Origin of the sequence: Achromobacter sp. ACM02 (genome assembly GCF_014851605.1) — a bacterium.
Classification (GTDB): Bacteria; Pseudomonadota; Gammaproteobacteria; order Burkholderiales; family Burkholderiaceae_B; genus Achromobacter; species Achromobacter aegrifaciens.
In genome coordinates this window covers 167,414-187,685 of sequence record NZ_JACUZY010000008.1, presented here as the reverse complement: position 1 = coordinate 187,685, position 20,272 = coordinate 167,414, and the positions used below count along the sequence as shown (strand labels likewise).

The window sequence follows — 20,272 nt, the reverse complement described above, 5'->3', positions numbered from 1 at the left end:
GCAACGCATGCGCCTGGGGCTATGCGCCCCGGGCGGCTTTGCCGCGCGTTGCGGCCCAGCACAGCAGCGACCCGGCGGTCACCATGGCCACGCCCTGCCAGAACGACGCGGTCAGGCGGGTCGACAGCCACACGGCGGCAAAGAACGTTGAAAAGACCGGGGTGAAGTAGGAAGCCGTGGCCAGCAAGGTCAGGTTGCCTTTGAGTATCCCTACATTCCACAGCGCATAGCCCGCTGCCATGGCGCCGCCGGTCACCAGCAGCTCCAGCGTGGCGGGCCACGTGAAGGCCAACGCAGGCTCGGCGCCCGACAGGTACTTGATCCACAGGGCAAGCGCGGTCAGCATGAAGAACAAGGCAACGCCGTTCTTGCCATCGGCGAATCGCGTCGTGACGTTGCAATAGACGGCCCAGATCACGGCGCCGCTGAAGGCCAGCCCATAACTGAGGGGATTGCTGGATACGTTGGCGAGGGTGCGCTCCCAGGATAGCCCGCCGGATCCGCCCAGGACCCAGACGATGCCGGCAAGCGACAGCAGTATGCCGGGCACCACCCACGCATTGGCGCGCTGGCCATTGATGAGCATGGCCAGAATCACGGTAAAGCAGGGCCAGAGATAGTTGACGATACCCAGCTCGATCGCCTGCCCCCGATTGGCGGCGAATCCCAGGGAGAGCGAGAGGCAGATCTCGTAGGCAACGAACAGCAGGCTGCCGACGATGAGATAGGAACGCGGAAAGGTCCGCAGCTTCGGAAAGCCCAGCAGCAGCACCAGGAACGCCGAACCCGCCGTGTAAATAAGCGCGGCGCCGCCGACCGGCCCAAAGCTTTCGCTGACGCTGCGGATCAGGCCGACCACGGTGCCCCATAGCAGCACCGCCAGCAAGCCCAGTGAAGTCGCCGTGTTCCGGCTCAGGGAGAGTTGCATTACCGATTCCGATTGCCCGCCTTGGGGCGTCAAGCCGGGCAGTTTAGCGAAAAGCCGCACGTCCCGCGGCGGCGCTCCGCCTTGCAATGAAGCCAGCCCCCCCCCGTATTCAGAATGCCCGCCAGAACAATGCAGAAAAAGGAGCAAGCGCCGCATGACCATATCCACACGCAGATTGAGCGACGTGCTGGCCAGCACGGAATCGGGCCGGCTCTACCGGATTGAGGTGTTCTTGCGGGCGGAAATGCCGGGAACAGCCGCGGCCCGGCCTAGCGCGGCCCGACCTGACGCGGCCCGGCCTGACGCGGCCCGGCCTGACGCGGCCCGCTACATACACCGCACCACCGAGGGGGAGCTGGTGTTGCCGCTGGATCGGAACCGGTACAGGCTGAAATCGGGCGAAGTCCTGACCGCCCTGGCGCCGCCGCTCTCCGAGTCCTGAGGCGCGCGGAGCTACTGGTCCGCCTCCACCCTGCGCTTGCCCTGTCCCTTGGCCTTGTACAGCGCCCGGTCCGCGCGCTCCAGCAATTCGCGCACGGTGACGCCGGATTGCGGATACACGGCAATGCCCACGCTGGCGGACACGGCGACAGTGACGTCGGGATACGGCAGGGACAGGTTTTCGACCAGCGCCTGCGCGACATGCCCGGCGTTTTCCTTGTCCGCGCCCAGCAGCAGGACCGCGAATTCATCGCCCCCAAGCCGCGCCGCCACGTCGGACACGCGGATCGCGTCTGCCATGCGCTCCGCCGCTTCCTGCAGCACGGCATCGCCGGCGGCGTGGCCATGCAGGTCGTTGACCGCCTTGAAGCCGTCCAGATCGATCGCCAGGATGGCGAAGGATTCACCGCTGCGCTGCGCCACCGCCAGCTCGCGCAGCACCAATTCGTTGAACAGCACGCGGTTGCACAGGCCGGTCAGCGGATCGTAGTGCGCCAGGTGCTGGGCATGCGTCAGCATGCGCGAGGCCTGTACCAGGGCGCCGCCCACTTCCGCAACCTCTTTGACGCGCGTGCCCGGCACCGTCACCGCATGCCCCTTGCCCAGCGCCAGCGCCGGCGCGACCAGGCTCTGCACGGACGAGGTCAGGCGGCTGGCCAACCGCAAGGCCAGCAGCAAGCCCAGGCCGAAGGCCAACAAGGTGCCCAGGGCAATCCAGGCGATGGAGCGGTAAAGATCCGTGGTCAGCAGACTCATCGGCGCGCCGGCGGCAACCGTCCAGCCGGATAACGACGAGCGGCTGAAGGCGGTGTAGACGGGCGTGCCTTCCTTGGTAATGGTTTCCAGCGAGCCCTCGCTTTCCTGCTGCACCGCCCGCGCCAGTTCGGGAACGGCCTTCTGGCCCACGAATTTCGAGGTGTCTCGTGTGCGCGCGAGGATCGTGCCGCTGTCGTCCAGCACGGCTGCCACCCAGCCGTCCGGCAGGGCGCGCCTGCCCAGCAGATTGCCGATGCGTTCAGGCAGGATGCCAACGTTCAAGCTGTATGCGACCTCGCCGTTGCGCAGCACCGGCACGCCCAGCGCAATCAGGGGGCCTTGATTGACCCTGCTGGTGAACAGCCCCGTCAGCACCGCCGTGCGCGTCTGGAAAACGTGGGCCAGCTCGGCGGACGCGCCGGTCGGCGGCAAGGCGTTGCCGAACGGCACGGACGTATTGATCAACTGGCGGCCATCCTTGTCGGTCAGGACATAGCTGTCGATGATCTGGAAACGCACGGATTCACGCGCCCGCCGATGAAAACCGGCCAGATCGCCGGCGACGAGATCTGGCGACGACGCCAGCATTTGCAGGCCGGCCTCCACGCCGGTGAGTTCGCGGTCGAGAATCGCGGTGAGATTGCGCGCCAGGAATATCGTGTCGCGGAAGATCCGCTCTTTCTGGATGACGTAGCTTTCGTAGACCGCCACGGATGCCATGACCAGCGCGGGCGTGATACACGCGAACACGAGTGTGAGCAGGCCCGTGCGCATGGAATAGCGGCGCGGCCGACGCGTCCGCGCGACGGCCAGGCTCTCGGCGTCAGCCACGGGAGCCTCGCCTTGCGACGTCCGCAAACGTCGGCCTGCCGATCGAAACCACACCTCTGGACCCATGCGCCTCCCGATACGCTCCGCTCGGCCCACGGCCAGAGGACGAACGAACGTCAGAAATTATTGCAGAAGTTCGCAATCGCACAATCCGCGCCATGGGAATCCCCTCGCCGCGTCAAGACGGATGTGGCGTAACTGGCGCGTCCCCAATTTACTACAGAGGCGCGCCGCCGGGTACGTCTACCGGTCTTCCAGATCCGGGGTGCCGGTGAACTGGGTCTTGAGCAGCGTCAGCGCCCCTTTTTCAGCCAGCGCCTCATTGGGAAACACATGCTTGGTGTCTTCCAGCACCGGGAATCCGAAGACCCGCACCCGGGCGTGGTAGCCGTCGGGCGTCTCGGCGAATTCGATGTCGAAGTTGCGTTCTTCGATCCAGCCCGATCGATGCAGTTTCCATTCCATGTCCGACGCGCTCCCGAAAAGTCGAGGTTGATACGACAGGCCGGCCCCGATGGAAGCCGGCCTGCTACACCATACACCCGTCTTGCAACGGACGGACTGGCGGGCGATCCGCCGCGCCTACTTTCGGGCGCGCGACTTGTCTGCGGCGTCGTCCGCGAATCCTTCCACCGGCGGGGCAAACAAATCCCAGCTTGCCATGAACAGCGCGGCAATCAAGGGGCCGATCACGAAACCGTTCAGGCCGAACAAAGCCATGCCGCCCAGCGTGGATATCAGCACCACATAGTCCGGCATCTTGGTGTCCTTGCCGACCAGAATGGGGCGCAGCACGTTGTCCACCATACCGATGACCAGCACGCCGAAGAGGATCAGCACGACGCCTTTGATCGTGGCCCCGGTCAACAGGAAGTAGATCGCGACCGGAGCCCAGATCAACCCCGCGCCGATCGCCGGCAGCAAGGACAGAAAGCCCATGATCACGCCCCACAGCAGCGCACCCTGGATCGACAGGATCGAGAAGATGATGCCGCCCAGCGCGCCCTGCGCCGCGGCCACCGCGACGTTGCCCTTGACGGTGGCGCGCACCACGGTGGTGAACTTGCGCAGCAGATGCTGCTTGTGCGTGTCGCTCAGCGGCATGGCGCGCTTGAGCCGCGCCGATAGCTGCGGGCCGTCGCGCAACAGGAAGAACAGCAGGTACAGCATGATGCCGAAGCTGATCACGAACTGGAACGTGTCCTGCCCTATGTTCAAGGCCTGGGTCGCCAGGAACTGGCTGGCCTGCATGGCGCCCGCGCTAAGTTTTTCCTGCAGGCTCGGTATGTCGGCCAGGTCGAAGCGCGACAGCAGATCATGCACCGACGGCGGCAAAGCCGCCATGGCTTGCTGGAAATAGTCGCCGAAGTTGATCTGCCCGGACTTGACGCTCTGATAGAGGTTCGCCCCTTCGCGCACCAGCGATCCGCTGATGACGATGAGCGGCAGGATCACCAGCAGCAGCACCAGCAGCAAGGTGATCAGCGCGGCCAGGTTGCGCCGTCCGCCGATGCGCGCCACCAGCCGGCGCTGCAGCGGCGCAAAGATGATGGCAAGGACAGCGCCCCAGAAAACAGCGCCGTAGAAAGGCCACAACAACCAGCCGAATGCGATGGTGACCACCACCAGCAGGAGCAGAAAGGTTCTGTAGTGCATGCTGGAAGATTCGCTCATATTACGTCCCAGGCTCGGCTGACGCCGCGAGACCCGCATTGTACAAAGCGCCGTTCAGCGGGCGTCCTGCGGCTGCCCGGCAGCCTGGCGCAAGGCGGCGCGCGCGTGCTCCAGAACATCCGACTGCGCGTTCAATCCCTGCAGGCGCAGGTTCAGCTCCTGCTGCAGCGTGGGCGTGGCGACACGCGCCTGCCCGTCCGTCAGCAGGATGTCCTGCGCATGGGCGGCGACGAAATCCGCCACGCCCAGCGCATCGCGCGCCACCGCGTCCATGGCGGCCGCGGCATCCAACACCTCGGCCGCGGGCGCCGTCACGGCTTCGTCATAAACACCGTCGTAGACGGGCGCCAGATCGGCCGGGAGCGCCAGCGCCGCACGCGCCTTATCCGCCTTGGCCTGGGCCCGCTGCACCTCGGCTGCCTGCTCGGCCAGCGTCTTGCGCGCGGCCTCCAGGCGGTCCCGCCGTTCCACGATATCGGCCACGGAACGCAGGGTCTCGGCTTCCGACGCGTCACGCATGGACGCCGCTGCCTGCGTCAGGATTTCCTGAAAATCGGCGATGACCTCATAGGCATCGGCATAGCCGCCGATGGCCTCCTTTTCAGGTTCGCTCAGGCTGCCGATGGGCAGCAGCGACGCGCTGTTCATCCGGCTTTGCAGCAGCTGGATGAAGGCGGCCCGCTCCTGGGGTTCCTTGTTGACGCAGGCCGACAGAAACAGCATCGATGCCATCGCCAGGCCCAGCAGGCAAGCTCGCAGCAATGCCATGCCCATCCTCCTTGCATGCGGGTTCGCGAAACCGGCGCCGCCCGCGAACCGGGCGGCCGCCCTCCGGCAGATTATCCCGAAGGCGCTTTCCGACGCTGCCAGCGGGCGGATTTTGTTGCTATCGAAGCGTGTTGACACAGGGTGCGCCGCCCGCATCATGGCTCCAGGGGATACGCCATGGCGCAGCGGCGGGCAGGATCAAAACCCATGGCCGCCTCATGGCTCAGGCGCGTCCGCAACCCGGGCGAGAGTTCCCCTGTCGCGACGTCGACGAAACCTTGCCGCAGATAAAACGGCCTGTTCCAGGATAGTTCGCGGTCGGTGGTCAGCACCACGAACCGGTAGCAGCCGGCATTGCGGGCATGCGCACACACGGCGGCCAGAAGCGCCCGGCCCAGGCCGCGCCCCTGCCACGGCAGCGCTACCGCCATTTCGGCCAGGTAGAGATCGCCATCCATGGGCCGGGTCAGCGCAAAGCCTGCGGCTTGGCCCTCGCCTTCTACGATCCAAAGCAATCCGGCCGCCTGCGCCTGCGCCAACTCGGCGTGCGGCGCCGTATCGTCGCCGGCGGCCCACGCCATGTGCGTGCCCAGGAAGCGCCGCGCGGCGGAGCGTTCGATATCGGCCAGGCTGGCCAGGTCTGAAGGTCGTGCGAGTCTGATCATAGGCATGGCAGTATGCCTGATGCGGGCCCGTAGTCCGATCCCATAAAATGGCGTTTTCCGCCATTACGGCCCTGCAACACAGCTCAGCCCCAAGACATGACTCAAAACGCCACCTCCGATACCTGGGGCTTTGCCCATCCCGATTGCCGCGGCGCGGCCGCCCTGCTGTTCTTCATGACCGATCTGGCGCGGGTGGTCAACCAGTACCTGAGCCCTGGGCAATTGTCCGACGAGGCGCTGGCCGACGCGCAAAAGGCGGTCGACGCCTTGCTGGCCCGCTATGTGGAGATCCAGGCCGCCCCCGAAGCCTTCGACAACGAGCGCATCGAACTCGCCCTGGAAACCGAAAACCAGCCGGACGGCCAGACCAGCGCGCAAGTGGCGCTGCGCATGTCGCCGCGCCTGGAAGGCCTCATCATCGAAGCCCAGCGCCAGGCTCGCCCGGCAACCCATTAAAGGCCAAGGACGGGAGAGGAGTCTCCTCCCTACCACAAAACACTTGCCAAAAGCATCAACTGCCTGTAATATTGCCGGTTGAGTTCTGCCGTTTTCGCCAAATTCCATACGAAAAAACGCGGTGATAAACGACGGCGCTGGCACTGAGGCCTGTACATCAGCCCCTCCCCAGACGCCGAAGCAGACCCTCGAAAACATCCAAGCCCAAGCATCCCGTCCCATTTGCGAAAACCGCAAATCCGGATTGCGGCCTGGAACAAGACGCCTTCACCAAACCGCCAGTCCGGCTTGGCAAGAAGCAACAAGACAATCAGCGGCGCTTACAACACGCGCAAGCGACGATTACCGATAACCGCGCCGCAATCAGCAGGGCCTGCCTGTCCTGCACGAACCCTCGGGCCGCGCACGTCCGCACGCATGCTTTGCGCATGTTTGCGCATCGCGCAGCCCGAAACGATGCTGTCCCGGACTGATGGACAGCATTGCGCCGCCTGGCCGTGCGCGCAAAACATGAGAATGCGCAAAAGGACGGCGGCAAATATGCGTTAGTGTCACGACACGCCTGTCCGATTCGATACGGCTGGCAGCGGCACGCGGCAGGAATGCTGCACGCCACGCGACCAGACGCGGCTTTTCCCATAACTAGAAACCAAGAGAACAAACACCATGAATACTCGTTTCACGACTTCGGACCTGATCCGACGCCCGGCCCATACCACGCTGGACAACATGCCGATCCATATCGGCGACATCGTTTACCTGAAGCCCGCAAATGGCCCGGAAATCCGCGCCACGGTCATCTACAACGCGCCCATCGATGGCACGACCACCTACACGACGGAAGTCGTGCCCTGCGGCGCACCCGCGCAAAAGGCCCCCGGCCAGCGCATCCGCTTCCGCCATGAGCACGTGCATCGCATCGAACCGGTGCGCAGCGCCACTCACTGAAGCGGTACCCCGCCCCGTTGCGCCAGCAACGGGGCAATTTGTGCGTGATAAAGTCCCCGGCAATACAGCCCTGGCGATCCCACCATGCAGAACAACCGTCTCGCGGTCCACATCTGGGACCTTCCCACCCGCCTCTTCCATTGGGCGCTCGTCGTCTGCATCGTCGGCGCGTTCGTCAGCGTGAAGCTGGGCGGCCTGTACATGGACTGGCACGTGCGCTTCGGCTGTACGGCGCTGGGCCTGATCCTGTTTCGCCTGCTGTGGGGATTCGTCGGCCCGCGCTACGCCCGCTTCTCGCACTTCGTGCGCGGCCCGGCGGCCGTGGCCCGCTATCTGAAGGGCGCCGCGGCGCCCGCAGGCCACAACCCGCTGGGCGCGCTATCGGTGCTGGCGCTGCTGCTGGTCATCGGCTTCCAGGCGCTCAGCGGCCTGTTCACCACCGACGACATCATGACGCAGGGCCCCTTGTTCGGCCACGTCAGCGAATCCATTTCCGCCGCCATGACGTCCTGGCACAAGCTGAACGAGTGGGTCATCCTGGCCCTGGTCGCCCTTCATATTGCAGCTGTGCTCTGGTACGCGCTGGTGCGCCGCAAGCGCCTGGTGCGCGCCATCATCACCGGCAAGGTCGATGCCAAGGACGTGCCCGCCGGCACGCCCCCCACGCAGGACGGTTTCGCCGTCTGGCTGCGCGCGCTGGTGCTGGGCGCCTGTGTCACGGTCCTGGTACTGTGGATCCGGTCGCTGGAAGTCGCGGCCGACATGTCTTTTTCCTGACGGTTCACGCAGCGTGAAAACAGCGCTGCGGCCCACTCAACGCCGCGCCTCGATCAAGTGCCGCGTCGAATGGGCCACGAACGGCTCTCCCCGGCGCATCCGCTGATCCAGCGCCAGCAGGGCATCGCGATACCTCGCCACCGAAAAATCGGGCACCCACCACACGCATTTGCGCAGGACCCAGATCACGGCGCCGACGTCATGGAACACCATCTGGCAACGGGTCGTGCGCAAGTCCGTCACCGCAAGTCCCGCGGCCCCTGCGGCGGCCGCCTCATCCTGCGGATCCCGCAGGCGCCGCTCTGCCGGCAAAGGCCCCAGGAAATGCTCGATCAGTTCAAAGGCCGAAGCCGGCCCCACGTGCTGGGCGAAGTAACACCCGCCCGGCTCGAGAACCCGGCGGACTTCTGCCCAGGCCGGGCTCACGGGATGCCTGGACGTCACGAGCTCAAACGACGCATCGGCAAACGGCAGGCCAGCGCCCGGCGCAGTCAGCACTAGCCGCACGCCACGAGCGGCCAGGCGTTCATGCGCTTTCCTGGCATTGGGCGGCCAGGCTTCGGTCGCGCACATCGTCGGTGGAAAGTACGGAGCCTCGTCCAGCACTTCGCCGCCGCCCGTATCCAGGTCCAGCGCCGACCGCACTGTGGCCAGTCGCTGCGCAAGCAGCCTGGCGTAGCCCCACGGCGGACGCTCCTCGGAAGCGCGCCCCGTCAGCCAGCCGAAGCCCCACCCGCTGACATCGGCGGCGTCGGCCTCTGCCACCAGTTCATCAAAGGATTTCATCCCCTCTCCCCTGCGCGGGACCGACGCGCAATCCCAGGGACTCACGCTCGGCAACGCCATAAAAAAAAGCGCCAACGGTTACGCTGGCGCCTCTTTGTCCATATGCCGTCCGCGGACGGCAGGCGCTTTATTTCTTCTTGCGATACGCGTCGTGACAGGCCTTGCAGCTTGCGCCGACGTCGCCGAATGCAGCGCGCAGCTTGTCCAGGTCGCCGGCATCGGCAGCGGCCGACAGCTTGACGATATTGTCCTGGAAGGCCTGCTGCTTCTGCTTGAAGCCCGCGGCGTCGCTCCAGACTTCAGGACGCGCGTCACCGCCTTCGGTTCCGGCGCCAAAAGCCGTCCACGGCAAGGCCGACAAGGTCTTCAGCACTTCCACATTGGCCTTGATCTGCGCGGCGTCATAGGGCTGCTGGCCCTTGACCACCGGCGCCATGCGGCCGAAGTGGGAAGCCATCAGCGTCAGCGCCGACTGGCGGTACTTGATGGCGTCCTCGGGCTTGGCGAACTGCGCGGACGCGCTCGTCGCCAGCAGGGGCCCAACCGTCATACAGGCCAACGCGGCGAGCGTGGACAACTTCTTCATTGCAATCTCCCGTAAGGTCAACAGAAGCCGCGCACCCCGGGCGCGCGGCAAGGCGACTATACCGCCCGGGCCAAGTCAGCGGCCAGCCCGATGTAGGAGCGCGGGGTCATCGCCAACAGGCGCGCCTTGGGCTCTTCGGGCAGGGCCAGGCCCTGGATGAATTCTCGCAGGCCTTCCTCGGTGATGCCCTTGCCGCGCGTCAAGGCCTTGAGCTGTTCGTACGGCTGCGGCAGGCCATAGCGGCGCATGACGGTCTGCACCGGCTCGGCCAGCACTTCCCAGCAGGCGTCGATGTCGGCGTCGATGGCGACGGTGTTGACTTCAAGCTTGCCCAGGCCGCGCATGCAGGCATCCCAAGCCACCAGGCAGTAGCCCAGGCCCACGCCCAGGTTGCGCAGGACGGTGGAGTCGGTCAGGTCGCGCTGCCAGCGGGAGATCGGCAGCTTGTCCGCGAGGTGGCGCAGCACGGCGTTGGCCAGGCCAAGGTTGCCTTCGGAGTTTTCGAAGTCGATCGGGTTGACCTTATGCGGCATGGTGGAGGAACCGACCTCGCCTTCCTTCAGGCGCTGCTTGAAATAGCCCAGCGCCACGTAACCCCAGACGTCGCGATCCAGGTCCAGCACGATGATGTTGGCGCGCGTGATGGCGTCGAACAGGGCCGACATCCAGTCATGCGGTTCGATCTGGATGGTGTGGCGGTTCTGGGTCAGGCCCAGGCCGGCCAGCACGCGCTGGCTGAAGGCGGGCCAGTCGATTTCGGGGTAGGCCGACAGGTGCGCGTTGTAGTTGCCGGTGGCGCCGTTCAGCTTGGCCAGCGGTTCGACGGCCTCGACCGCGGCGATGGCGCGGTTCAGTCGCGCGGCCACATTGGCGAATTCCTTGCCCAGCGTCGTCGGGCTGGCGGGCTGGCCGTGGGTACGCGACAGCATGGGCTGATCGGCCTGGGCCACGGCCATGTCGTTCAGCTTGGCGGCGAGTTCGCGCAGGCGCGGCACCACGACCTCGTTGCGGGCGCGCGTCAGCATCAGCGCGTGCGAGGTGTTGTTGATGTCCTCGGAGGTGCAGGCGAAGTGGATGAACTCGGCGGCGCGGGCCAGCTCGGCGTCATCGGCCACTTTTTCCTTCAGCCAGTACTCGACGGCCTTGACGTCATGGTTGGTGACGCGTTCGATGTCCTTGATGCGGGCGGCGTCGGCCTCGGAGAAGTCGCGCACCAATTGTTGCAGGCGGGCGCGGGCGGCTTCGGAGAAGGCGGGCAGCTCCGGCAGGCCGGCGTCGGACAGCGCGACCAGCCAGGCCACCTCGACCTCGACGCGGTGCGCCATGAAACCGGCTTCGGAAAGCAGGCCGCGCAGCGCGTCGCCCCGGGAAGCGTACCGGCCATCCAGTGGCGAAAGGGCGTTGAGTTGGCTGAGCTGATCGGCGATTTGCATGGTCTGGAAGAGAAAAAGCGGGGAATGAGCGAATCGGGCGATTTTATCATCCGGAAGCGCGCAACATTGTGGCAAACTGACGAAGATTCCGGCCTTTTGGCCGTCTTGCCGTCATGCGGCCTGCTATACTTCGGCCGCTTTCCGACTCCGCTTGTGACTCCATGAAACTGATCGGCTCGCTTACCAGTCCTTACGTGCGCAAAGTGCGTATCGTCATGGCCGAGAAAAAGCTGGACTACCGGCTTGAACTCGAAAACGTCTGGTCCGCCGACACGCAGATCCAAACGTACAACCCGCTGGGCAAGGTACCTTGCCTGGTCATGGAAGATGGCGGCGCCCTCTTCGATTCGCGCGTCATCGTCGAATACGTCGACACCCTGTCCCCTGTTGCCCGCCTGATTCCTCAGCCGGGGCGCGATCGCGCCGCGGTCAAGTGCTGGGAAGCCATCGCCGATGGCCTCCTGGACGCCTGCGTGACCATCGTCAAGGAAAACCAGCGTCCCGAGGCTCAGCGCAGCCCCGAATGGATCGAGCGCCAGTATTCCAAGATCCATGCCAGCCTTGACGCGATGAACAAGAGCCTGGGCGACAACGCCCACTGCATGGGCATCAACTACAGCCTGGCCGACATCGCAGTCGGCTGCGCGCTGGGCTATCTGGACCTGCGCTTCGCCGCGCTCGACTGGCGCACCAACCACCAGAACCTGGCCCGCCTGTACGACAAGCTGTCGCAGCGCCAGTCCTTCATCGATACCGTTCCGGTGGTGTAGGCCCCCCCGAGGCGCTGCGCGCCTCCCCCCAGGGGGCGCCGCTACGGACCGGCGGAGCCGGATCCGTGCGGCCTGGCTTCTGCTTGGCCCCGCCTCTGCTCCGCCCGCGCCTCTGTTTTGCCTTTGCTTCTGCGCCGCCTTTGCTTCTGCGCCGGCGGCGCTTTTGCGTGAGCTGCGCCTTTCTATCGGCGCAGCCCTACCTGGCTCAGGCGTTGAACGTCTGCCAGGCCTTGAACAGCATGTACGCGGCCAGCGCGAACAGCAGGCAGGCGAACACGCGCTTCAGGGTCTGCACCGGCAGGCGGTGGGCCATGCGCGCGCCCAGCGGGGCCGTCAGCACGCTGGTGCAGACTAGCGCGATCAAGGCGGGCCAGTAGATATAGCCCAGCATGCCCGGACGCGTTTCGCCCGAGTTCAGGCCCGACACCACGTAACCGACGCTATTGGCCAGCGCGATGGGAAAGCCCAGCGCGGCCGAAGTCGACACCGCGTTGTGCAGGGCCACGTTGCACCAGACCATGAAAGGCACCGACAGGAAACCGCCGCCCGCGCCCACCAGGCCGGACAGAAAGCCGATGCCCGCGCCGGCCGCGCTGGTGCCCACCACGCCCGGCATCTGGCGGCTGGGCTTGGGCTTCTTGTTCTGCAGCATGCTCCAGCCGGAATAGCCGACGAACAGCGCGAAGAACAGCGATAGCCACAGCGTGCTGAGCGCGGCAAAGACCGCGCCGCCCGAAAGGAGGCCGCCGATGATGATGCCCGGCGCCATCGCCCAGACGATGTTCCATTTGATCGTGCCGCGCTGCTGGTGCGCCCGCACGCTGGAAATGGAAGTGAACAGGATCGAGGTCATCGACGTGGCGATGGCGGCATGAACAACCAGGTCGGCGGGCATGCCCTTCCACGCGAACAGCATCGTCAGGAAAGGCACCAGCAACATGCCTCCGCCTATGCCCAGCAGGCCCGCGGCGAAACCCACCACGCCGCCCAGCACCAGCAGGCAAATCACCATCGTTACATCCACAACTGTCTCCTCTTTCTTCTTGGTAATGAACAAAGCCCCAAGGGCCGCGCCCGAGGGGCTTTGATTGAAATCCGTGCACGTCACGCGGCGAATGCCGGCGCGGCGCCCATACCTACAGGATGATGCCGCCGCCCAGGCAAACCTCGCCATCGTAAAGCACGGCGGACTGCCCGGGCGTGACCGCCCACTGCGGTTCGGTAAAGCTCAGGCTGAAGGTGCCGTCGGCAGCGCCAGCCAGACTGCACGCGGCATCGGCCTGGCGGTAGCGCGTCTTGGCGCCATAGGCGCCCGGGGCTGGCGCGTGGCCGGCGACCCAGCTCGCGTCCTGCGCCCGCAGCTCGCCCGACAGCAGCCAGGGATGGTCATGCCCCTGCACCACGTAGAGCACATTGCGCTCCAGGTCCTTGCGCGCCACGTACCAGGCTTCGGCCGTGCCGTCCTCGCGCTGGCGCCCCTTCACCCCGCCCACGCCCAGGCCCTTGCGCTGGCCTAGCGTATAGAACGACAGCCCTTCGTGACGGCCTACCTTCTGACCTTCCGGCGTCATGATCGGACCCGGCTCGGTCGGCAGGTAGCGATTCAGGAACTCGCGGAACGGCCGCTCGCCGATGAAGCAGATACCCGTGGAATCCTTCTTGGCGGCGTTATGCAGGCCGATCTCGTGCGCGATACGCCGCACCTCGGTCTTGTGGATCTCGCCCAGCGGGAACATGGTGCGCGACAACTGCGCCTGATTCAGGCGGTGCAGGAAGTAGCTCTGGTCCTTGGACGCATCCAGCGCCTTGAGCAGCTGGAACTGCGTGCCGCCGCCTTCGGCCGGCACCTCGCGCACCCGCGCGTAGTGGCCGGTGGCGATATGCTCGGCGCCCAGCGCCATGGCATGGTCGAGGAAGGCCTTGAACTTGATCTCGGCATTGCACAGCACGTCCGGGTTGGGCGTGCGGCCCGCGGAGTACTCGCGCAGGAACTCCGCGAACACGCGGTCCTTGTATTCGGCGGCGAAATTGACGAACTCGAACTCGACCCCGACCAGATCCGCGACGCTGGCGGCGTCCAGCAGGTCCTGGCGGGTGGAACAGTATTCGGAATCGTCGTCGTCTTCCCAGTTCTTCATGAACAGGCCGACGACCTCGTAGCCTTGCTGCTTGAGCAGCCAGGCGGTGACCGAAGAATCGACCCCGCCGGACATGCCGACGACAACGCGGCCTTTCTTGGTAAGTTTTTGACTCATGATGGGTCTATTTTAGATCGGTCCGCACATCTTCCTGCGGCTGCGGCTCGGCCGCCCGCGACACTTCCATCAGCCAGGTACGGAAAGCCTGCAGGGTGGGCAGGTTGGCCTTCTGCTCCGGATAGCACAGGTAGTACCCCATGCGCGCCCGTATCGGCAGCTGGATGGCGACGGCCAGCTTGCCGTCGCGCAGCTCGTCCTCGATCAGGCAGCGCGGAATCAGCGCCACGCCGAAGCCGGCCGCGGCCGCCTGCGACAGCAGCGCGTACTGGTCGAAGCGCGCGCCTTCCAGGCTGCGCCGAGTATCGCATCCAGCCTGCTCGAACCAGTCGCGCCAGCCTTCCAGCGCCGAGGTATGGTGCAGCAGCGGATAGGCCAGCAGGTCCGCGGGCGCCGCACAGCCGCCCGGGATCAGGCGCGGGCTGCAGACCGGCAGGATTTCGCGGCCGACGATGTAGTCCGCCCCACTGCCCGGCCAGATGCCTTCGCCGAAGCGCACGGCAGCGTCCAGTTCAGGGGTGGAGAAATCATAGCCCTGGCGGTGAGGCAGGAATTCGACGTGGATGTCCGGCCGCAGGCGCATGAAGGCGGTCAGGCGCGGGATCAGCCAGCGCGCCCCGAAAGTCGGCATACAGGTCAGGTTGAGCGTGCCGCCCTGCCCCTGGTGCGCGATCAGTTCCACGGTGGCGGCTTCGATCTGGCCCAGCCCGGCCTGGATCTTGGTCAGGTAACTGCGTCCGGCCTCGGTCAGGACCAGGCCTTGCCTGATACGCAGGAATAGTTCGATGCCGACGAACTCCTCCAGATGTTTCACCTGCTTACTGACCGCGCCCTGCGTGACACACAATTCCTGCGCCGCGCGCGTGAAACTGCTATGTCTCGCGGCGACTTCGAACGCCTGGAGATCCGTGAGTGAGGGACAGAATCGCCGCATGGATAAGGTACGCAAATTGTTTCAGGCCGCGCAACGAAAACGGCCCTGTTGCGGGCCGCCGCAAAAAGAGGCATGAAAAAAAGTCATAGCTTACGGAGAAACTTTCGTTTGCGCAAACCGGACCGCCAGGAAAGAATCGTTGCGTTTGCGTCTGCCTTTGCGCATCCGCTTTCCAATTCATTAGGGGAATCCATGCAACGCCGTAACGTAGTACTGGGCCTGTGCGTCGCCGCCGCGACCCTCGCCGCGCCGCTGACCTCGGGTATCGCGCACGCTGAAGACGCGTATCCGACCAAGCCCATCCGCCTGATCGTTCCCTTCCCGCCCGGCGGCACCACCGACATCGTCGGTCGCCTGTTCGCCGACAAGCTGGGCAAGGAGCTGGGCCAGACCGTCGTGGTGGAAAACCGCGGCGGCGCCGGCGGTTCGATCGGCAGCGCCTTCGTCGCCAGCAGCGCGCCGGACGGCTACACCCTGGGCATCGCCACCGTGAGCACGCACGGCATCAACCCGGCCATCTACCCGAACCTGCCGTTCGATGGCGAGAAGGACTTCACGCCCATCTCGAACCTGGCGGCCGTGCCCAACATCATGACCATCAACCCGAAGGTCCAGGCCAAGAACATCGCCGACTTCATCAAGCTGGCCAAGAGCGAGCCGGGCAAGCTGACCTACGCGTCGGCCGGCAACGGTTCGGTCTCGCACATGATGGGCGAACTGTTCAAGATGGCTTCGGGCACCAACCTGATGCACGTGCCGTACCGCGGCGTGGGCCCGGCGCTGAACGACGCGCTGGCCGGCCAGGTCGACGTCATGTATGACAACCTGCCCTCCTCGCTGCCGCACGTGCAATCCGGCCGCCTGATCGCCATGGCCGTGGCCTCGCCCAAGCGCGTGGCCGCCCTGCCCGACGTGCCCACGTTCGCCGAAGCCGGCCTGCCGGCCGTGAACGACGCGTCCTGGTTCGGCCTGGTGGCTCCCGCCAAGCTGCCCCAGCCCGTGCTGGACAAGCTGAACGCAGCCGTGCAGAAGGTCAGCGCCGAAGCCGACGTCAAGACCCGCCTGGAAGCCCTGGGCGCCGCGCCGGCCGCCAACACTCCGGCCGAATTCGCGGCGCAGATCTCGGCTGAAATCGCCAAGAACAAGCGCATCGCCAAAGAAGCCAACGTGAAGATCGACTAAGCGATCTTCGGTCCTCGCGCGCCCGCCGGTGCGCGAGGACCTCCGATTAACGAACGCAACACCCCCTTATGCGAATTACCCAACCCCTGTCTTACCGGCTCGACCTCCCGCAGCAATATCCTGATTCGGACTCCTCGGCTCCCCTCGTGCTGGACTCCCCGCACAGCGGCACCGCCTACCCCCCCGATTTCGCGGCTGCGGTGGACTTTGGCGCATTGCGCACCGCCGAGGACACCTGGGTTGACGACCTGTGGGGCGACGCCATCGAAATGGGCGTGCCGATGATTGCCGCCGCGTTCCCGCGCGCCTACATCGACGCCAACCGCTCGCCCGACGAAATCGACGAATTGCTGCTGGACGCCGCCTGGCCCGACGCCATCAACGCCTCGCTCAAGGTCAAGCTGGGCAAGGGCCTGATCTGGCGCATGCTGGACGACGGCACGCCGCTCTACAACCGCAAGCTCACGGTCGCGGAAGTGCGCCACCGCATCGACGCCTGCTGGAAGCCCTACCACGCCGCGCTGGGCCAGGTGCTGGACGCAGCCCACAAGAAGTTCGGCAAGGTCTGGCACATCAACTGCCACTCCATGCCCAGTGTCGCCGGCGCCTACGCCACCGACCGCCCGGGCCTGGTCCACCCCGACTTCGTGCTGGGCGACCGCGACGGCAGCACCAGCGACCCGGCCTTCCGCGAATTCATCGCCGCCTGGCTGCGCGAACGCGGCTACAACGTCACCGTCAACGATCCCTACAAGGGCGTGGAGCTGGTGCGCGCCTTCGGCCGCCCCGAAGAAGGCCGCCACAGTCTGCAGATCGAGATCAACCGCAAACTCTACATGGACGAAGTTTCGCTGCGTCCTTCCGAAAACTACGGCCGCCTGAAGGCCGATCTGCGCGAACTCACCGCCGCGCTGATCACCTGGACTCGCGCGCAAACGGCTTGACGCCGGACGTTTGCGCGCAGGTGCCGGCCAGCGCAAAAGTCAGACTGGCCGGAGCAGTTGGGTTGCAAGACCCCAGCCCCATGGTTCGCCATGGGGCTTTTTTTCGGCCCGCCGCCGGGCATCGGCGGGCCGATGCAACCTTGGGTCTTCTCCCTCACTTCCCAGGGGCGCGACACCTTTCCTTTCACTTTCCCGTGTATAACTGATGCCAACTAATGAGGAGAGGCGTAGATGCACATCGGGATACCAAAAGAAACCCGAGACGGGGAAACTCGTGTCGCAGCAACACCGGAGACCGTCAAGAAGTACGTAGGCGGAAAACATACCGTCATCGTGGAGCGCGGGGCAGGCATTGCCGCCCGCTATCTCGACGAAGCCTATGAGGCAGCGGGCGCAACGCTCGGCAGCGCCCAGGATGCGTTGGGGGCAGAACTCGTCATGAAGGTGCGCGCGCCTTCTGCCGCGGAACTGCCCCAGATGAAATCCGGCGCCGTCGTGGTCGGCATGCTGGATCCCTTCGACGCCGAAGGCATCCAGCAGATCGCGGCCGCCGGACTCACCGGATTCGCGCTGGAAGCCGCGCCCCGCATCACGCGGGCCCAAAGCCTGGACGTGCTGTCCTCGCAGGCCAACCTGGCCGGCTACAAGGCCGTGCTGCTGGCGGCGCACCACTACGGCCGCCTGATACCCATGATGATGACCGCCGCGGGCACGCTGAAGGCCGCCCGCGCCGTCGTGCTGGGCACCGGCGTGGCCGGGCTGCAGGCCATCGCCACCGCCAAGCGGCTGGGCGCGGTGGTCGAAGCCTCGGACGTGCGTCCCGCCGCGCGCGAACAGGTGGAATCGCTGGGCGCCAAGTTCATCGACGTCCCTTTCGAAACGGACGAAGAACGCGAGATCGCGCAAGGCACGGGCGGCTACGCCCGGCCCATGCCGCCCGCCTGGATGGCTCGGCAGGCCGCGCTCGTGTCCGAACGCTGCAAGCAGGCCGACATCGTCATCACCACCGCGCTGATTCCCGGCCGCCCCGCCCCCACACTGGTGTCCGCGGAAACCGTCGCGGCCATGAAGCCGGGCTCGGTGCTGGTGGACCTGGCGGTCGAGCGCGGCGGCAATTGCCCGTTGTCCGAGAAAGGCCTGGTGGTGGAAAAGCATGGCGTGACGATCATCGGGCTGACCAATCTGCCCGGCCTGGTCGCGACCGACGCTTCGGCGCTGTATGCGCGCAACATCCAGGATTTCCTGAAGCTCATCATCAATGCGGACGGCGCGCTGGCGATCCAGCGCGACGACGAGATCGTCGCGGCCTGCCTGGTGTGCGAAGGCGGCAACGTGGCGCGGAGGAACTAACAGCATGGAAGCGATCAACCCCACCCTGATGAATCTCATCATCTTCGTGCTGGCCATCTATGTCGGCTACCACGTCGTGTGGAACGTCACCCCCGCCCTGCACACGCCCTTGATGGCAGTCACCAACGCCATCTCCGCCATCATCATCGTGGGCGCCATGCTGGCGGCCGCGCTGACCGAAGGCGGACTGGCGCGCGGCATGGGCGTGTTCGCCGTGGCGCTGGCCGCGGTCAACGTGTTCGGCGGCTTTCTCGTGACCCGGCGCATGCTGGAAATGTTCAAGAAAAAGGACCGCAAGGCGGGCAAGGAGGAAGCGAAATGATCTCGCTGAACCTCGTCACCCTGCTGTACCTGATCGCCTCGGTCTGCTTCATCCAGGCGCTCAAGGGCCTGTCGCATCCGACCACGTCGCGACTCGGCAATGCGTTCGGCATGGCCGGCATGGCGATCGCCGTGCTGACCACGGCCGCGCTCATCGTCGGCCTGGCGCGCGACGGCGCCGCCACCATCGGCCTGGGCTGGGTCGTCCTGGGCCTGCTGGTTGGCGGCTCCATCGGCACGCTGATGGCCAAGCGCGTCGAGATGACCAAGATGCCCGAGCTGGTCGCCTTCATGCACAGCATGATCGGCCTGGCGGCGGTCGCCATCGCGGTGGCCGTGGTGGCGGAGCCGCACGCCTTCGGCATCGTGCCCGTCGGCGTGCCGATTCCCACCGGCAACCGCTTCGAGCTGTTCATCGGCACTTTCGTCGGCGCCATTACGTTCTCGGGGTCGGTCATTGCCTTTGGCAAACTGTCGGGCAAGTACAAGTTCCGCCTGTTCCAGGGCGCGCCGGTGGTGTTCTCGGGCCAGCACATGCTGAACCTGGCGCTGGCGCTGCTGATGCTGGCTTGCGGCATCTGGTTCATGCTCACGCAGGAATGGACGCCCTTCATCATCATGACGCTCATCGCCTTCGTGCTGGGCGTGCTGATCATCATCCCGATCGGCGGCGCCGACATGCCGGTGGTGGTGTCCATGCTGAACAGCTACTCGGGTTGGGCGGCGGCCGGCATCGGTTTCTCGCTGAACAACCCCATGCTGATCATCGCCGGTTCGCTGGTGGGTTCCTCGGGCGCGATCCTGTCCTACATCATGTGCAAGGCGATGAACCGTTCGTTCTTCAACGTGATCCTGGGCGGCTTCGGCGGCCAGGCTGGCGGCGCCGCTGCGGCGGGCGATGCGCAGCAGCGCAGCGTCAAGTCGGGCAGTCCCGACGACGCCGCCTTCCTGATGACCAACGCCGAAAGCGTGACCATCGTTCCCGGCTACGGCCTGGCGGTGGCGCGCGCGCAGCACGCGCTGAAGGAACTGGCGGAAAAGCTCACCGAGCGCGGCGTGACGGTCAAGTACGCCATCCACCCGGTGGCGGGACGCATGCCCGGGCACATGAACGTGCTGCTGGCCGAGGCCGAGGTGCCCTACGACCAGGTCTTCGAAATGGAAGACATCAACAGCGAGTTCGGCCAGACCGACGTGGTGCTGGTGCTGGGCGCGAACGACGTGGTCAACCCGGCCGCCAAGAACGACCCGAAGTCGCCCATTGCCGGCATGCCCATCCTGGAAGCCTACAAGGCCCGCACCGTGATCGTGAACAAGCGGTCCATGGCATCGGGCTACGCGGGCCTGGACAATGAGCTCTTCTACATGGACCGCACGATGATGGTTTTCGGCGACGCCAAGAAGGTGCTTGAAGACATGGTCAAGGCCGTGGAGTAAGACGCCCGGCGCCGGATGCCGCCAGGCGTC

At 65.6% G+C, this 20,272-nt stretch carries 22 protein-coding genes; 10 read left to right on the top strand and 12 right to left on the bottom strand.

What is annotated here, in order from left to right; translation table 11 throughout:
* Positions 1 to 19: 19 nt before the first annotated feature.
* A complete protein-coding gene (gene yddG / locus IB258_RS23960; protein WP_054451112.1) occupies positions 20 to 928 on the bottom strand; it encodes an aromatic amino acid DMT transporter YddG in 909 nt (302 codons plus the stop codon).
* A gap of 154 nt (positions 929 to 1,082) precedes the next feature.
* Here yddG and IB258_RS23955 point away from each other — a divergent pair, with 154 nt between their 5' ends.
* Positions 1,083 to 1,370 carry a 6-phosphofructokinase gene (locus tag IB258_RS23955; protein WP_192353293.1) on the top strand — a complete coding sequence of 96 codons (288 nt, stop codon included), beginning with the start codon at positions 1,083 to 1,085 and terminating at the stop codon, positions 1,368 to 1,370.
* 11 nt (positions 1,371 to 1,381) lie between these two features.
* Here IB258_RS23955 and IB258_RS23950 read toward each other — a convergent pair whose 3' ends face one another.
* The 5 genes from IB258_RS23950 to IB258_RS23930 all read right to left on the bottom strand — a co-directional run bounded on the left by IB258_RS23950 (position 1,382) and on the right by IB258_RS23930 (position 6,069).
* Positions 1,382 to 2,956, bottom strand: coding sequence for a diguanylate cyclase (locus IB258_RS23950; protein ID WP_054451110.1), 1,575 nt, complete (start codon positions 2,954 to 2,956; stop codon positions 1,382 to 1,384).
* 243 nt (positions 2,957 to 3,199) lie between these two features.
* Positions 3,200 to 3,421, bottom strand: a complete 222-nt coding sequence (locus tag IB258_RS23945) for a hypothetical protein (RefSeq protein WP_054451109.1) — start codon at positions 3,419 to 3,421, stop codon at positions 3,200 to 3,202.
* A gap of 117 nt (positions 3,422 to 3,538) precedes the next feature.
* On the bottom strand, positions 3,539 to 4,630 hold the full coding sequence (locus IB258_RS23940; protein ID WP_054451108.1) for an AI-2E family transporter: 1,092 nt from the start codon (positions 4,628 to 4,630) through the stop codon (positions 3,539 to 3,541).
* 54 nt (positions 4,631 to 4,684) lie between these two features.
* The gene (locus IB258_RS23935) at positions 4,685 to 5,398 is read right to left on the bottom strand and encodes a DUF3053 family protein (protein ID WP_119450575.1); all 714 of its coding nucleotides are present in this window, start codon (positions 5,396 to 5,398) and stop codon (positions 4,685 to 4,687) included.
* Positions 5,399 to 5,553: 155 nt separating this feature from the next.
* Entirely contained in the window at positions 5,554 to 6,069 is a 516-nt protein-coding gene (locus IB258_RS23930) for a GNAT family N-acetyltransferase (RefSeq protein WP_225590494.1), read from the bottom strand.
* Between the two features lie 90 nt (positions 6,070 to 6,159).
* Between IB258_RS23930 and IB258_RS23925 the strand changes: the two genes are divergently transcribed.
* The 3 genes from IB258_RS23925 to IB258_RS23915 all read left to right on the top strand — a co-directional run bounded on the left by IB258_RS23925 (position 6,160) and on the right by IB258_RS23915 (position 8,244).
* Positions 6,160 to 6,519, top strand: coding sequence for a hypothetical protein (locus IB258_RS23925; protein ID WP_119450525.1), 360 nt, complete (start codon positions 6,160 to 6,162; stop codon positions 6,517 to 6,519).
* A 666-nt stretch (positions 6,520 to 7,185) separates the two neighbouring features.
* A complete protein-coding gene (locus IB258_RS23920) occupies positions 7,186 to 7,467 on the top strand; it encodes a hypothetical protein (protein ID WP_054451105.1) in 282 nt (93 codons plus the stop codon).
* 84 nt (positions 7,468 to 7,551) lie between these two features.
* On the top strand, positions 7,552 to 8,244 hold the full coding sequence (locus tag IB258_RS23915; RefSeq protein ID WP_054451104.1) for a cytochrome b/b6 domain-containing protein: 693 nt from the start codon (positions 7,552 to 7,554) through the stop codon (positions 8,242 to 8,244).
* Positions 8,245 to 8,280: 36 nt separating this feature from the next.
* Here the strand turns inward: IB258_RS23915 and IB258_RS23910 are convergent, their stop codons facing one another.
* The 3 genes from IB258_RS23910 to purB form a co-directional block, all read right to left on the bottom strand.
* Positions 8,281 to 9,030: a methyltransferase domain-containing protein gene (locus tag IB258_RS23910; protein ID WP_192353292.1), complete on the bottom strand. Its 750-nt coding sequence runs from the start codon at positions 9,028 to 9,030 to the stop codon at positions 8,281 to 8,283.
* Between the two features lie 127 nt (positions 9,031 to 9,157).
* Positions 9,158 to 9,616 (bottom strand): cytochrome c, encoded by a 459-nt coding sequence (locus IB258_RS23905; RefSeq protein ID WP_054451102.1) that lies wholly within the window; start codon positions 9,614 to 9,616, stop codon positions 9,158 to 9,160.
* 56 nt (positions 9,617 to 9,672) lie between these two features.
* A complete protein-coding gene (gene purB, locus IB258_RS23900) occupies positions 9,673 to 11,049 on the bottom strand; it encodes an adenylosuccinate lyase (protein WP_054451101.1) in 1,377 nt (458 codons plus the stop codon).
* 161 nt (positions 11,050 to 11,210) lie between these two features.
* Here purB and IB258_RS23895 point away from each other — a divergent pair, with 161 nt between their 5' ends.
* Entirely contained in the window at positions 11,211 to 11,819 is a 609-nt protein-coding gene (locus IB258_RS23895) for a glutathione S-transferase (protein WP_192353291.1), read from the top strand.
* Positions 11,820 to 12,024: 205 nt separating this feature from the next.
* Here IB258_RS23895 and IB258_RS23890 read toward each other — a convergent pair whose 3' ends face one another.
* From IB258_RS23890 to gcvA, 3 genes are all read right to left on the bottom strand, one after another.
* Positions 12,025 to 12,843: a sulfite exporter TauE/SafE family protein gene (locus IB258_RS23890; RefSeq protein ID WP_054451099.1), complete on the bottom strand. Its 819-nt coding sequence runs from the start codon at positions 12,841 to 12,843 to the stop codon at positions 12,025 to 12,027.
* Between the two features lie 112 nt (positions 12,844 to 12,955).
* Positions 12,956 to 14,074 carry a tRNA 2-thiouridine(34) synthase MnmA gene (mnmA, locus tag IB258_RS23885; RefSeq protein ID WP_054451098.1) on the bottom strand — a complete coding sequence of 373 codons (1,119 nt, stop codon included), beginning with the start codon at positions 14,072 to 14,074 and terminating at the stop codon, positions 12,956 to 12,958.
* A 7-nt stretch (positions 14,075 to 14,081) separates the two neighbouring features.
* Complete coding sequence (gene gcvA, locus IB258_RS23880; RefSeq protein ID WP_054451097.1) at positions 14,082 to 15,008, bottom strand: transcriptional regulator GcvA; 927 nt, start codon at positions 15,006 to 15,008, stop codon at positions 14,082 to 14,084.
* A 192-nt stretch (positions 15,009 to 15,200) separates the two neighbouring features.
* On the opposite strand from gcvA, the gene IB258_RS23875 reads away from it, so the two are divergent.
* From IB258_RS23875 to IB258_RS23855, 5 genes are all read left to right on the top strand, one after another.
* Positions 15,201 to 16,190, top strand: coding sequence for a tripartite tricarboxylate transporter substrate binding protein (locus IB258_RS23875; protein ID WP_054451096.1), 990 nt, complete (start codon positions 15,201 to 15,203; stop codon positions 16,188 to 16,190).
* Between the two features lie 68 nt (positions 16,191 to 16,258).
* Complete coding sequence (locus IB258_RS23870; RefSeq protein ID WP_192353290.1) at positions 16,259 to 17,134, top strand: N-formylglutamate amidohydrolase; 876 nt, start codon at positions 16,259 to 16,261, stop codon at positions 17,132 to 17,134.
* Between the two features lie 231 nt (positions 17,135 to 17,365).
* On the top strand, positions 17,366 to 18,484 hold the full coding sequence (locus IB258_RS23865; RefSeq protein ID WP_175181694.1) for a Re/Si-specific NAD(P)(+) transhydrogenase subunit alpha: 1,119 nt from the start codon (positions 17,366 to 17,368) through the stop codon (positions 18,482 to 18,484).
* A 4-nt stretch (positions 18,485 to 18,488) separates the two neighbouring features.
* Positions 18,489 to 18,806 (top strand): NAD(P) transhydrogenase subunit alpha, encoded by a 318-nt coding sequence (locus IB258_RS23860; RefSeq protein WP_013392581.1) that lies wholly within the window; start codon positions 18,489 to 18,491, stop codon positions 18,804 to 18,806.
* Positions 18,803 to 20,242, top strand: coding sequence for an NAD(P)(+) transhydrogenase (Re/Si-specific) subunit beta (locus tag IB258_RS23855; protein ID WP_054451093.1), 1,440 nt, complete (start codon positions 18,803 to 18,805; stop codon positions 20,240 to 20,242). The genes IB258_RS23860 and IB258_RS23855 overlap by 4 nt, the downstream gene beginning before the upstream one ends.
* Positions 20,243 to 20,272: the final 30 nt, after the last annotated feature.

Coding starts and splice junctions, on each gene's coding strand:
- yddG (WP_054451112.1), bottom strand. CDS start 928: ATGCAACTCTCCCTGAGCCGGAACACGGCGACTTCACTGGGCTTGCTG.
- IB258_RS23955 (WP_192353293.1), top strand. CDS start 1,083: ATGACCATATCCACACGCAGATTGAGCGACGTGCTGGCCAGCACGGAA.
- IB258_RS23945 (WP_054451109.1), bottom strand. CDS start 3,421: ATGGAATGGAAACTGCATCGATCGGGCTGGATCGAAGAACGCAACTTC.
- IB258_RS23940 (WP_054451108.1), bottom strand. CDS start 4,630: ATGAGCGAATCTTCCAGCATGCACTACAGAACCTTTCTGCTCCTGCTG.
- IB258_RS23935 (WP_119450575.1), bottom strand. CDS start 5,398: ATGGCATTGCTGCGAGCTTGCCTGCTGGGCCTGGCGATGGCATCGATG.
- IB258_RS23930 (WP_225590494.1), bottom strand. CDS start 6,069: ATGCCTATGATCAGACTCGCACGACCTTCAGACCTGGCCAGCCTGGCC.
- IB258_RS23925 (WP_119450525.1), top strand. CDS start 6,160: ATGACTCAAAACGCCACCTCCGATACCTGGGGCTTTGCCCATCCCGAT.
- IB258_RS23920 (WP_054451105.1), top strand. CDS start 7,186: ATGAATACTCGTTTCACGACTTCGGACCTGATCCGACGCCCGGCCCAT.
- IB258_RS23915 (WP_054451104.1), top strand. CDS start 7,552: ATGCAGAACAACCGTCTCGCGGTCCACATCTGGGACCTTCCCACCCGC.
- IB258_RS23910 (WP_192353292.1), bottom strand. CDS start 9,030: ATGAAATCCTTTGATGAACTGGTGGCAGAGGCCGACGCCGCCGATGTC.
- IB258_RS23905 (WP_054451102.1), bottom strand. CDS start 9,616: ATGAAGAAGTTGTCCACGCTCGCCGCGTTGGCCTGTATGACGGTTGGG.
- purB (WP_054451101.1), bottom strand. CDS start 11,049: ATGCAAATCGCCGATCAGCTCAGCCAACTCAACGCCCTTTCGCCACTG.
- IB258_RS23895 (WP_192353291.1), top strand. CDS start 11,211: ATGAAACTGATCGGCTCGCTTACCAGTCCTTACGTGCGCAAAGTGCGT.
- mnmA (WP_054451098.1), bottom strand. CDS start 14,074: ATGAGTCAAAAACTTACCAAGAAAGGCCGCGTTGTCGTCGGCATGTCC.
- gcvA (WP_054451097.1), bottom strand. CDS start 15,008: ATGCGGCGATTCTGTCCCTCACTCACGGATCTCCAGGCGTTCGAAGTC.
- IB258_RS23875 (WP_054451096.1), top strand. CDS start 15,201: ATGCAACGCCGTAACGTAGTACTGGGCCTGTGCGTCGCCGCCGCGACC.
- IB258_RS23870 (WP_192353290.1), top strand. CDS start 16,259: ATGCGAATTACCCAACCCCTGTCTTACCGGCTCGACCTCCCGCAGCAA.
- IB258_RS23865 (WP_175181694.1), top strand. CDS start 17,366: ATGCACATCGGGATACCAAAAGAAACCCGAGACGGGGAAACTCGTGTC.
- IB258_RS23860 (WP_013392581.1), top strand. CDS start 18,489: ATGGAAGCGATCAACCCCACCCTGATGAATCTCATCATCTTCGTGCTG.
- IB258_RS23855 (WP_054451093.1), top strand. CDS start 18,803: ATGATCTCGCTGAACCTCGTCACCCTGCTGTACCTGATCGCCTCGGTC.